The organism is Pseudomonas lyxosi (assembly GCF_047758685.1).
Lineage (GTDB): Bacteria > Pseudomonadota > Gammaproteobacteria > Pseudomonadales > Pseudomonadaceae > Aquipseudomonas > Aquipseudomonas lyxosi.
This window is the reverse complement of the sequence record NZ_CP180481.1, coordinates 3,432,285-3,445,233: the sequence shown is the minus strand read 5'-3', so window position 1 is coordinate 3,445,233 and position 12,949 is coordinate 3,432,285. Positions and strand designations below refer to the sequence as shown.

The following is a 12,949-nucleotide window of genomic DNA, read 5'->3' as shown; positions in this document are numbered from 1 at the left end:
CTATCCATGAAGCCGCAACTCAGCCTGCTGACCCTATGCCTGTTGCTCGGCGCCTGTGGCACTCCCGCCCAGCGCCCGGACAGCGGCCTCCAGCCGCCCGCCGCCTGGCAATCGCCACACACTCAAAGCGCTACCCGCAGCAACCTGCAATGGTGGACGCAGTTCGGCAGCCCGGAGCTTGATCGCCTGATCGAACAGGCCCGGGTCGGCAGTTACGACCTGGCCGCCGCCATCGCTCGGGTGCGTCAAGCGCAAGCCGACACCGTGATTGCCGGCGGCTCGCTGCTGCCGGAGGTCAAGGCCGGCCTGAACGCCAATCGGCAGAAACTATTGCGCGGCAACGGCTACAGCCAGCTCGATGCCGATGGCGATAACAAGGCCGTCGATTACTTTAACGCCAACCTCACCGCCACTTACGAAATCGACTTCTGGGGCGGCCAACGCGCCTCCCGCGACAGTGCGCAATTCGGCTTGCAGGCCAGCGAATTCGATCAGGCGACGGTGGAGTTGACGCTGCTCAGCAGCGTCGCCAACAGCTACGCGCAAAGCTTGTCGTTGCGTGAGCAAAGTCGCATCGCCGAGTTGAATCTGGCGAACGCGCAAAATGTATTGAAACTGGTGCAGACGCGTTTTGACTCAGGCTCGGCGACGGCTTTGGAACTGGCGCAGCAGAAGAGCCTGGTCGCCGCGCAACAGCGACAATTGCCGCTGGTGCAGCAACAGGCTCAGGACGCACAGATCAGCCTTGCCGCCCTGCTCGGCCGGCCGGTGCAGGAGTTGTCTTTGGGTCAGGAACGCTTTGATCAACTGTCATGGCCAACCATTGGCGCTGGCCTGCCCAGCGAGCTGATCAGCCGTCGCCCGGACATCGCCCGCGCCGAAGCGCAATTGGCCGCCGCACAAGCCGACGTCACCGTCGCCCGTGCCGCCATGCTGCCGGCCGTAACCCTGAGCGCAGAAATCGGCTCCGGTGCCGACCGCGCCGCCGACATCCTGCGCAATCCCTTCTACAACCTCACCGCCGGACTGCTCGCACCGGTCTTCAACAATGGTCGCCTGAGCGCCGAGCGCGACAAGGCCACGGCCCGTCAGGAAGAACTGCTGGAGACGTATCGCGGGGCGATCATCAATGGCTTCGCCGACGTGGAAAAAGCGTTGAACAGCATTCGCGGACTGGACGAACAGCGGCAGTGGCAAGGTGAAGAGCTGAACCAGGCGCAGACCGCGTTCAACATCGCGCAAAGCCGTTATCAGGCCGGGGCCGAGGATTTGCTGACGGTGCTGGAGACACAGCGCACGCTGTATGCGGCGCAGGATTTGAATGTGCAACTGCGGTTGTCGCGGTTGCAGGCGAGTATTGCGTTGTACAAGGCACTTGGCGGAGGGTGGCAGACTTTGTAGTTTGAACGTTCCCACGCTCCGCGTGGGAATGCAGCCCGGGACGCTCTGCGTCCCATCGAGAGCCGAACGCGGAGCGTCCTTTGAGGCATTCCCACGCAGAGCGTGGGAACGATCAGGTAGAGATTGGTTTAGCCTTCAAATGCCTTGCATACCAAGGCCGCTGCGGCACCTTGCGGAACAGATCCGCCAGTTTCTTCTCGTCATCACCGAAGGTAATCCGCAACGCCAGCTTCATGGTTTCCGGGTCCATCTCCACCGACTTGCCGGCCTGTAACCCCGGCGTGGTGCTGCAGCCATGGGTGCTCGGGCCGAGCCACGGGTCGTCGATCTCGACCCAACGCCCGGGCGCAAACCACGCCACGCCATTGACCTCAAGCCGACTGACCTCCCCCGGATGAAAGCGCTCGTGCGCACGGAACCAGTCTTCCAGACGATCGTCGATCCAGCCGTGAAAATGCCAGAACACCGGGTTCACATGGGACGAAAACGGGTCGCCGAGGAAGTCATTTTCCGGCGCATACCAGCGTGCAGAAAAGTCCGCCGGATCCCGGGCAAACGGCACGGGTTGACCGTTGGACGGATCACGCGGCACCGAGGCCCAACGCATGTGCAGCCAGTCGTGCAGCCCCAGCTCCACCTCTGAACCGAACTGACCCAAGGTCAATTTCGATAGATAACGCGGATCGCGGTACTGCGACTCCCAGACCTGGAAATTGCTGTGGTAGGTCTCGGCGGTCTTGATGTCGCTGACCCATTGCGAGTACTCGGCATCGTCGTCGGCCAGCCAGGTCGGCGGCAGCGCGGTGCCGTCGTGGTTGTCGAAATAACGGGCGAACCCGACACGATCCCGCGCCAGTTCCGGCTGCGGCAGCGGGAAATGCTGCCAGGACGGCAAGTCCTGCAGAGCGCGCGCCTTGCCGAGCATGTGCCGGTGCATGAAGAAGAAATCCACACCCGAGCCGTTACGATCTTTGCGCGCGCCACGGGCATCACGCTCCTTGTCTCGCGGGCCAGGCTGCCAGCCAATGCCGCGCAGGGCACTGCGCTTGTCTTCGGACAGGGTGTGCCATTTGTCCCGGGAGGCATGCCAGAGCTGGTGAAACAGCCGATGCTCGGGCGACACCAGCCAGGCCAGCAACGTCGGATTGAGACCAGTGCGCTCGCGGGCTTCGGGGAATACGCGCTTGACGGCAATGAAGCGGTTGTCCTGCGCCGTCAGCATCAGCGGACGGTCCAGATTCAACACGCGACCACTGAGGGTGCCGCTGCCAGCGTTGCCGAAACCGGCCCAGACTTCGTCCAGCGCCATGCTGAATTCGTAATCCGCTGTGCCGCTGGCGCTGAGCAGTCGCCAGCTCAATTGCGCCGGTTTGGCGCCGGCCAAATCGCCGAGTACCCGGTAACGCGGCACCTCGCTCGAACGCAAACGTTCGGCGGTGTCGAGGAACCCGCTCAGGCCGCGACCTTTGTGACCGATGTCGAGAAACACCTCCAGCCCGTTCCGTGGCAGGCCTTCGATGCCGGCGTCAGGCCCCTCGAAACGAATCTGCCAGACACCGCGCAAGGTGTTCGCCAAGTGCTGGCCAGCGACATCCGCGACATCGAACGAAGCTTCGCCGGGAGTAATCGTCGGATCCGGTTTCGTCCATTCGCGATGCCCATAAAAAGCCGCAGGCACGGCGGCGCCGGTCAGCGCCAGGCCTGCTATGAACCATCGTCGAGAAATCGTCATTGCCCTACCTGTGTCAGCCATGAAGCAGGCTTTATCCAAGCTAGAACGTTTGTTGCCGCTACAAATTTATGGTGCCCCCGAAAGATCGTTCCCACGCTCTGCGTGGGAATGCCTCAACGGACGCTCCGCGTTCGGCTCTTGATGGGACGAGGAGCGTCCCGGGCTGCATTCCCACGCAGAGCGTGGGAACGATCACTAGGCCGGCACAAACACCTAAATTTTTGGACGGGCCACTCGTTCTTCCCAGATAGCAAAGGCCCCCTGCGCCTGCCCCCCGACGGCGAACCTGACTGAGACGGCAATGACAAAACCACGTTCGAAAAAGGCTCTTTACATCGGCCTGCCGCTGGCCCTGGCGATCAGCGCCGGTGCAGGCTTTGCGGCCTGGGATTACGGGTTCAAGGACAATCCCGGTTACCCGGTCAAGGTGATGAAACAGGCCGATGAGCTGCACGAGCGAATCCTCTCCTTCGACAGCCACGTCACCGTCCCGCTGGACTTCGGCACCGCCGGCAATGAAGCGGACAAGGACGGCACCGGGCAGTTCGACCTGGTCAAGACCGGACGCGGACGTTTATCCGGCGCGGCGCTAACGATCTTTGGCTGGCCGGAAATCTGGAACGGCGCCAACGCCCCGCACCGCCCCACCGCCGGTTTCGTCGACGAAGCACGGTTCGAGCAGGAAACCCGCTACAAAATCATCAGCACCCTGGTTCGCGACTTCCCCAATCAGGTTGCCATCGCCTACACCCCCGACGACTTCCGACGCCTGCATGGCGAAGGCAAGTTCGCGATCTTCATGAGCATGCTCAACGCCTATCCGTTGGGCAACGACCTGAACGCCCTGGACAAGTGGGCGGCCCGCGGCATGCGCATGTTCGGCTTCAGCTACGTGGGCAACAACGCCTGGGCTGACTCATCCCGGCCGCTGCCGTTTTTCAACGATTCCCGCGACGCCCTCGGCGGCCTCTCGGAGATTGGCAAGCAGGCCGTGCACCGCCTCAACGATCTCGGCGTGATCATCGACGTTTCGCAGATGTCGACCAAGGCGCTGGAGCAAGTCGCCCAGCTGAGCCGTGCGCCAATGGTCGCGTCCCACTCGGCACCACGCGGATTGGTGGATATCCCGCGCAACCTCAGCGATCAGGAAATGCAGCTGATCAAGAACAGTGGCGGCGTGGTGCAGATTGTCGGTTTCCCGACCTACATCCGCCCGCTCAGCCAGGCCACCCAGGACAAACTCAACGCCCTGCGCGCACGCTTCGACCTGCAACCGCTGCAAGGCCTGGAGATGGCGCTGATGCCGGGCGATCCGGTGATCACCGTCTGGTCCGAGCAACGTTTCGGCGAGTACGCCAGTCAGCTCTATGCCATCGTCGACGAGGAGCCCAAGGCCACGCTCAAGGACTACGGCGACGCGATCGATTACGCGGTGAAGAAAATCGGTATCGACCACGTCGGCATCAGTTCCGACTTCAACGACGGCGGCGGCCTGGACGGCTGGAAAGACGTCAGCGAGGCACGCAACGTGACGGCCGAGCTGATCAGTCGCGGCTACGGCGAAGCCGATATCGCCAAGCTCTGGGGCGGCAACTTCCTGAGGGTCTGGGACCAGGTGCAGAAGTCCTCCAAGCCTGTGGCGAAAAACTGATTCTCTCTTTTGCAGAAGCGAACCGAGCTCATGACCAACCGTCGTTCATTCCTCAAGCAGGCCGGTATTCTCGCGGCCGGCCTGCCCCTGGGCGCTGCCGTGAACCTGCCGGCGCTGGCCGCCAATCCGGCGCCGCTGCCGAAGGATAAGTGGGCGCAACTACGCCAGATGTTCAATCAGGACCCGGATTACCTGCACTTCGCCAACTTTCTGGTGACCTCACACCCAAGACCGGTGCGTGAAGCGATCGACATGCACCGCGCCAACCTCGATCGCAATCCCGGTCGGGCCATGGACTGGGACTTGGGGGAAACCGAAAAACGCGAGCAGGAAGTGCGCGTCTGGGCCGGCCGTTACCTCAAGGCCAAGCCCGAGCAGATCGCCCTCACCGGCAGCACCACCGAAGGCCTTTCGCTGATCTACGGCGGCATTCATGTGCGCCCCGATCAGGAAATCCTCACCAGCGAACACGAACACTACGCCACCAACTATGCCCTGGCTTACCGCCAGCAAAAGGACGGGGTCAAGGTTCGCAAGCTCAAGTTGTTCGAGCACAGTCACAGCGTTTCCGTGGATGAAGTGCTGGGCTCGATTGCCAAAGGCATTCGCCCTGAAACCCGAGTGCTCGGCATGACGTGGGTGCAATCGGGCAGCGGCGTCAAACTGCCGATCGGCGAGATCGGCAAACTGGTGGATGAGCAGAACCGCAACCGCGCAGAAAAGGACCGCATCCTGTATGTGGTCGACGGCGTCCATGGCTTCGGCGTCGAGGACCTCGACTTCCCCGACATGCACTGCGATTTCTTCATCGCCGGCACACACAAATGGATGTTCGGCCCGCGCGGTACCGGGATCATCTGCGCCCGTTCGACCGAGCTCAAGGACGTGACGCCGACCATCCCGACGTTCTCCGAAGCCACCACCTTCTCGACCATCATGACCCCCGGCGGCTATCACAGCTTCGAACATCGCTGGGCCCTGAATGAAGCTTTCAAACTGCACCTGGACCTGGGCAAGGCCGAGGTGCAGGCGCGCATCCACGCGCTCAATACCTACGCGAAAAACCGCTTGCTGGAGCACCCGCAGATCGAACTGGTGACGCCAAAGAGCCCGGACCTGTCGGCCGGTTTTACCTTCTTCCGGATCAAGGATCGCGACTGCGAAAAAGTCGCCGTCCAACTGATGGAAAACCGCGTGGTCTGCGACTCGGTGGACCGCGACGTCGGCCCGGTGATCCGCATCGCCCCCGGCCTGCTCAACAGCGAAAACGATATCGATCGTTTCATGAGCGTGTTGAGCAAGAGCCTGTGATTTCCTTTAATCGAGATGATTTATGAACCGAGATCTGCTGACCCTGGCGCTGACTGCCCTCCTCGCAGGATTGCTGCCGACTGCCGCCCAGGCTGCCGCACCCGCGCAACCGGGCAAAGTGTTCAAGGACTGCCGGGACTGCCCGGAAATGGTCGTGCTGCCCGCCGGCACTTTCACCATGGGTACGCCGGACGACGAAGTCGGGCGCGAGCCTGATGAAGGTCCGATGCACGAGGTGACCTTCGCCAAACCGTTCGCCATGAGTCGCTTCCAGGTCACCGCCGGTGAATGGGAGAGCTACGTGCGCGAGAGTGGCGTGACCATCGCCAACGGCGACACCCGGCCGGGTCGCGAGTGCGTCGCCAGCAAGCCGCGTTATCCGCAAAGTCCGCGCCAGCCAGCGGTGTGCATGAACTTCGACGACGTGAAAAACTACGTCGCCTGGCTGTCGAAAAAGACCGGGCAGACGTACCGCATGGTCAGCGAGGCCCAACGCGAATATGCCGCACGCGGCGGCAGCAAAGGGCCGTTCCCCTTCCCGTTCGATGAGGGCAAGGAATACAGCATCAGCAAACACGCCAACACCTATGGCCCGGCGGATGGTTACAGCTTCAGCTCGCCAGTGGGCAGCTACCCGCCGAACGCCTTCGGCATGTACGACATGCATGGCAACGTTTACGAATGGGTAGAAGACTGCGAACACCCGGACTACGTCGGTGCCCCCACCGATGGCAGCGCCTGGGTCGAGCCCAAATGCGAAGCCGTGCGGATTCGCGGCAACGACTGGGGTGAAGCGCCGGTGTTCTCCCGCTCCGGCAACCGCAACAGCCAGTACCCGCAAGAGCGTGGCGACTGGATGGGCTTCCGCATCGTGCGTGACCTGTAAGCTTTCTGGTGTTGATCGTTCCCACGCTCCGCGTGGGAATGCATCCCGTGACGCTCTGCGTCACATTCACCAGCGGAACGCGGAGCGTCCCTGGCGGCATTCCCACGCGGAGCGTGGGAACGATCAACAGGCACGCAGTTATTATCGGATCACCACCAGTCGCCCCCCCGCTAAATTAAGCCCCCCACCAGACGTTCTACTGGGTATCTGCCTTCACGACCCAAGGAACTGTCTTCCATGACCCAGCCTACCCGTGGCGCCATCGGCGAATTGTTCGCCCTGTTGAAACCCTTTCGGCTCATCGTCGCCGCGTCCATTTTCCTGGGCATGGTCGGCGGCCTGAGCGTCACGGTATTGCTGGCGACCATCAACAACGCCCTGCATTCGGACACCGGCCTGACCCAGGGCGTCGTCGCCCTGTTCGCCGGCCTGTGCCTGCTGGCGCTGGCCAGTTCGATCTGCTCGGACATCGGCACCAACTATGTCGGCCAGCACATCATCGCCAAGCTGCGTAAACAGCTGGGCGAGAAAGTCCTGTCGGCGCCGATTGAACAGATCGAGCGCTATCGCAGCCACCGTCTGATCCCGGTGCTGACCCACGACGTCGACACCATCAGCGACTTCGCTTTCGCCTTCGCGCCGCTGGCGATTTCCGTCACCGTGACCCTCGGCTGCATGGGCTACCTGGCCATTCTGTCGTGGCCGATGTTCCTGATCATGATCGCCGCCATCCTGATCGGCACCGCCATTCAGGCCTACGCCCAGAGCAAAGGGGTGCAGGGTTTCATGGCCGCCCGTGAGGCCGAAGATGAACTGCAAAAGCACTACAACGCGATTGCCGAAGGCGCCAAGGAACTGCGCATTCATCGTCCACGCCGCCAGCGCATGTTCGTCTCGGGCATCAAGGCCACAGCCGAGTTCATCTGCAACACCCAGGTGCGTTCGATCAACACCTTCGTGATCGCCAAGACCTTCGGCTCGATGCTGTTCTTCGTGGTCATCGGCCTGGCCCTGGCCCTGCAAACCTTCTGGCCGAGTGCCGACAAAACCGTGATGAGCGGCTTTGTGCTGGTGCTGCTTTATATGAAAGGCCCGCTGGAGCATTTGATCAGCACCCTGCCCATCGTCAGCCGCGCGCAGATCGCCTTCCGCCGCATCGCCGAATTGTCGGAGCAGTTTTCCACCCCGGAACCTCATCTGCTGCTCAGCGATAAAGGCAACGTCAAGCAAGCGGTGCACGAACTGAAACTGGCCGATGTGCGTTTCAGCTTCCCGGCGGCCGAAGGCGCTGCACCTTTCCAGCTCGGGCCGGTGAACCTGACGATCAAGCAAGGCGACATCACCTTTATTGTCGGCGAGAACGGTTGCGGCAAGACCACGTTGATCAAACTGCTGCTGGGTCTGTACACACCTCAACAGGGTGCAATCCACGTCAACGGCGAAGTGATCGACGCCGCTAACCGTGATGACTATCGCCAGTTGTTTACCACCATTTTTGCCGACTATTACCTGTTCGATGACGTGGTCCAGGGCGATACGCACATCCCCGAAGACGCCAACAAATACCTGCAACGGCTGGAGATCGCGCACAAGGTCAGCGTCAAGGACGGCAACTTCACCACCACCGACCTCTCCACCGGCCAGCGCAAACGCCTGGCCCTGGTCAATGCCTGGCTGGAGGAACGTCCGGTGCTGGTGTTCGATGAATGGGCGGCCGATCAGGACCCCACCTTCCGCCGGATTTTCTACACCGAGCTGCTGCCGGACCTTAAACGTCTGGGCAAGACCATCATCGTGATTTCCCACGATGACCGTTACTTCGACGTGGCGGACCAACTGGTGCGCATGGAAAGTGGACGGGTTGTCACCGAACTAGCCCCCGCCTGACAGAATCCTCGAGACCAACCCATTCCTTGTAGCAGCTGGCGCAGCCTGCGTTCGGCTGCGCAGCAGTCGTCAACTCGGCTCGAGAGGTCTACCTGATGCACCGCGTGTTCTGATTTTACGACTGCTGCGCAGCCGAACGCAGGCTTCGCCAGCTGCTACAGACCGCGTTGCGGCTTAACTAACCGGCATTTCCCTCTAATTCCACTTTCATGAATTTATTTTCCCGGTTTCTTTCCGGTTTTACGTTCGTGCTGCGTCTAATAATCATTTCTATTAACAAAAACTCTGCACAACACTTTTTCAGGAGCTCAGGTAAGTAATGCGACCTCAAACACGCCGCACACCTCTCGCGCTAGCCGTACAGCGCCCGACTTTGCATCGCACCCTGTTCACTAGCGTATTGCTGACCGCCACCTTGCTGGGGAGCTCGATGGCCAATGCTGCACCTGTAAAAGTGAACATTGCAGGTCAATCGCTTTCCAGCGCGCTGACTGAACTGGGCATGCAGACCAATCTGCAAATCCTCTACAGCCCGGATCAGGTTGCAGGGATCAAGTCTCGCGCGGTGTCCGGTTCCCTGGAACCGTCCGACGCCCTCGCCGCCCTGCTGAAAGGCACCGGCATTTCGTTCCAGATCAGCGGCAACACCGTCACGCTGGTGTCCGGCGGCGGCTCGAGCCTGCAACTGGGCGCGACCACCATTTCCGGCCAGGCCTTGGGCCTGACCACTGAAGACACCGGTTCCTATACCACCGGCGCCACCACCACCGCGACCAAACTGCCGCTGACCCTTCGTGAAACACCGCAATCGGTGACCGTGGTGACGCGTCAGCAAATGGACGATCGCGGCGCCAAGAGCGTCGGCGACGTATTGCGCAATACCCCCGGCGTCACGACGCAGAAGTACGACAGTGACCGTACCGAGTTTTCCGCCCGTGGCTTCGCCATCACCAACTTCCAGTACGATGGCATCAACCTCCCGTACGACGGCGTTTACGGTGAAAACCCCAACAACAGCGACGACGCCGCCAGCCTCGATCGCGTCGAAGTCATCAAAGGCGCTACCGGACTGATGACCGGCTCAGGCGACCCGTCCGCCACCGTCAACCTGGTGCGCAAGAAGCCGACCAAGGACTTCAAGGCTTCGGTCAGCGCCACCGCCGGTTACTGGGACAACTACCGCACCGAAGGCGACATCTCCGGTTCGCTGAATGATTCCGGCAGCGTGCGCGGCCGCTTCGTCGGCGCTTTGCAGGACAAAGATTCGTACATCGACCACTACAGCCAGAAAAAAGACCTGTTCTACGGCATCCTCGAAGCCGACCTGACGGACGATACCCTGTTGACCCTGGGTGTCGACAAGTCCAGTGCCACCCCGCGCGGCAGCTCCTGGACCGGTAACTCGCCGTACTTCACCGACGGCGGCCGTACCGACTTCTCTCGCAGTTTCAACCCCGGCGCCGACTGGAGCCGTCGTGATTTCGACAGCGTCACCTACTTCTCGTCGCTGGAACAAGCACTGGCCAATGACTGGAAATTCAAGGCCAGTTTCGACCAGAAAACCACCGATCACGATACCCAACTGGCCTCGGCCAGCGGTGGTTACGCGGATCGCGCCACGGGTGAAGGCAATTTCCTTTACTGGGGTCGCTGGGAAGGTCATCGCGTGCAGAACACGGCTGACGTGAACGTCTCCGGACCGTTCACCCTGGGCGGTCGCGAGCACGAACTGGTGGCCGGCTTCATGGCGTCCCACTCGCGCCAGACCGGCGCAACGTACGACACCAGCGCCTTCGAGCTGGTGCCGGGCAGCATCTATGACTGGAACGGCAGCCTGCCGAAACAGGACTTCCCGAAAAACGGCAAATACGAGCGCACCCAGAGCCAGAACGGTCTTTACCTGGCCACGCGTCTGCGTCCGACCGACGACCTGTCGTTCATCCTCGGCAGCCGTCTGAGCACCTTCAAGTACAACGAGGATTACTCCTACTACCCGGGCGGCACCCTCACCGACAGTCACGCCAGCTACAAGGAACACGGCGTTGTCACGCCTTACGCCGGTGTGGTCTATGACCTGAACGATACCTACTCGGTCTACGCCAGCTACACCAAGATCTACCAGCCTCAGATCAACAAGGACATCAACGGTTCGACCCTGGCACCGGTCGAAGGCGACAGCTACGAAACCGGCCTGAAAGCGGCCTACTTCGAAGGCAAACTGAACGCCAGCCTGGCATTCTTCCGCATTGAGCAGGACAACGTCGCTCAATCGATCGGCACCGATTTGAATACGGGCGATGGCATTTTCAAAGCCACCGACGGCGCCACCACCAATGGTGTGGAACTGGAACTGGCCGGCGAACTGGCTCAGGACTGGAACGTGTCTGCCGGCTACACCTACGCCCGCACCCGTGACAAGGACGAACAGCGCATCTTCGGTTTCCCGCTGGCCACCAGCAAACCGGAACACGTGATTCGTACGTTCACCACCTACCGTCTGCCCGGCGCGCTGGACCAGTTCACCGTCGGTGGCGGCATCAGCTGGCAGAGCGCTTTTTACGGCCAGAGCTACAGCCCCAACGTGGGCGGTGGCGAGGGCGGCAGCACCCTGCTCAAGCAAGGTGGCTACACCCTCGTGGACCTGATGACCCGTTATCAGTACGACGAACACCTGAGCTTCACCGCCAATGCCAACAACGTCTTCGACAAGAAGTACCTGACCGGCCTGGGCAACTTCGGCACCACGTTCTACGGCGAGCCCCGTAACCTGCAGATCACTGCAAAGTATGATTTCTGAGTGGCTGAGCTGAAATGAAAAATGCCCGTATCGCGAGATGCGGGCATTTTTTATGGCTGTGAGATTTGTGTCGACTTTGATGCCGCCATCGCGGGCAAGCCCGCTCCCACAGTTTTTTGAGTCGTGCTCAAGTCATGTGGTCAACATAGATCCCTGTGGGAGCGGGCTTGCCCGCGATGACAATAGTTGCCACACCAAAAATCCCAGCACCAGGCACAAAAAAACCGCCATCCCCCTTTCAAAGAGATGGCGGTTTTCGTCAATTCAACTTACAACCGCGAACGCACCCACTCTGCCACTTCCGCATGAATCCTTTCTACTTCGCTCAACAACCCCGCCATACGCAAAAAGTCATGGGTCATGCCAGGCTGTTCCAGCAACGTCACCTCATTCCCGGCAACACGCAGCCGCTCGGCATACGCCAACCCTTCGTCATGCAACGGATCATGCCCGGCCAAATACACCAACGCCGGCGCCACACCCGACAGATCCTCTGCCAGCAACGGCGAACACCGCCAATCCGCCAGGTCTTGCGGCGTGCGCCCGTAATGCGCATAGAACCAATCCAGCGTCGGCGTCTCCAGCAAATAACCCTCGGCAAAATCCCGATGCGACGCGCGCTTGGTCGTGGCATCCGTCACTGGGTAAATCAGCAACTGCGCCTTGGGTTTCAACGCCAGTTCCTCAGGTTCATGCACCGCCATGATCGACAACACCGTCGCCAGCGTCGCCCCCACGCTGTCACCGGCCACGGTCACTCGCGTTGCGTCCAGACCACGCGCCGCGCCCTCGCGAACCAGCCAGTTGCCCGCATCGCAGGCATCCTGCACCGGCGTCGGGAACCGCCACTCCGGCGCCAGACGATAATCCACCGTCAACAAGGCAAAACCGCCTTGGGAGGCCAGCCGCCGGCACAGCGAATCATGGGAATCGAGACTGCCGACCACGTAGCCGCCGCCATGGAAATACAACACCACCGGTTGCAGCCCATCGACCGTTTGCCCATCGCGATACACCCTTGCCGACAGGCTGTGGCCATCTCGTGCGGCGATGGTGAAGTCCTCGCAGGCAACGCTGTCCAACGGCACATCGAGAAACCCCGATGACGCTTCGAAATCGAGCCGCGCCTGTTGTGGCGACTGTTCATGCATCGCGCAACTTTTGCCGGTCATCCGGCCGAACTCGGCGAGTTCTAGAAAAGCTTCAAGTTCTGGCAACACAGCCATGGTACGAATCCTTCTACACAAATAGGTCAATACAAAATCTTGAAACGGGCGGTGCTTT

At 61.1% G+C, this 12,949-nt stretch carries 8 protein-coding genes; 6 read left to right on the top strand and 2 right to left on the bottom strand.

The window, feature by feature from the left end:
* Window positions 1-6: 6 nt before the first annotated feature.
* Entirely contained in the window at window positions 7-1,401 is a 1,395-nt protein-coding gene (locus ACMXYI_RS15755) for an efflux transporter outer membrane subunit (protein ID WP_415768022.1), read from the top strand.
* A 112-nt stretch (window positions 1,402-1,513) separates the two neighbouring features.
* Here the strand turns inward: ACMXYI_RS15755 and ACMXYI_RS15750 are convergent, their stop codons facing one another.
* The gene (locus ACMXYI_RS15750) at window positions 1,514-3,133 is read right to left on the bottom strand and encodes a pyoverdine maturation tyrosinase PvdP (RefSeq protein WP_415768021.1); all 1,620 of its coding nucleotides are present in this window, start codon (window positions 3,131-3,133) and stop codon (window positions 1,514-1,516) included.
* Between the two features lie 301 nt (window positions 3,134-3,434).
* On the opposite strand from ACMXYI_RS15750, the gene pvdM reads away from it, so the two are divergent.
* From pvdM to ACMXYI_RS15725, 5 genes are all read left to right on the top strand, one after another.
* Window positions 3,435-4,784 carry a pyoverdine-tailoring dipeptidase-like protein PvdM gene (pvdM, locus tag ACMXYI_RS15745; protein ID WP_415757287.1) on the top strand — a complete coding sequence of 450 codons (1,350 nt, stop codon included), beginning with the start codon at window positions 3,435-3,437 and terminating at the stop codon, window positions 4,782-4,784.
* A 30-nt stretch (window positions 4,785-4,814) separates the two neighbouring features.
* The gene (locus ACMXYI_RS15740) at window positions 4,815-6,095 is read left to right on the top strand and encodes an aminotransferase class V-fold PLP-dependent enzyme (protein ID WP_415768020.1); all 1,281 of its coding nucleotides are present in this window, start codon (window positions 4,815-4,817) and stop codon (window positions 6,093-6,095) included.
* A gap of 22 nt (window positions 6,096-6,117) precedes the next feature.
* Window positions 6,118-6,981 carry a dihydropyoverdine dehydrogenase gene (locus tag ACMXYI_RS15735; protein ID WP_415768019.1) on the top strand — a complete coding sequence of 288 codons (864 nt, stop codon included), beginning with the start codon at window positions 6,118-6,120 and terminating at the stop codon, window positions 6,979-6,981.
* Window positions 6,982-7,218: 237 nt separating this feature from the next.
* On the top strand, window positions 7,219-8,868 hold the full coding sequence (locus ACMXYI_RS15730; RefSeq protein ID WP_415768018.1) for a cyclic peptide export ABC transporter: 1,650 nt from the start codon (window positions 7,219-7,221) through the stop codon (window positions 8,866-8,868).
* Window positions 8,869-9,187: 319 nt separating this feature from the next.
* Entirely contained in the window at window positions 9,188-11,665 is a 2,478-nt protein-coding gene (locus ACMXYI_RS15725) for a TonB-dependent siderophore receptor (RefSeq protein ID WP_415768017.1), read from the top strand.
* Window positions 11,666-11,934: 269 nt separating this feature from the next.
* On the opposite strand, the gene ACMXYI_RS15720 is transcribed toward ACMXYI_RS15725, so the two are convergent.
* Entirely contained in the window at window positions 11,935-12,891 is a 957-nt protein-coding gene (locus tag ACMXYI_RS15720; protein WP_415768015.1) for an alpha/beta hydrolase, read from the bottom strand.
* Window positions 12,892-12,949 lie beyond the last annotated feature (58 nt).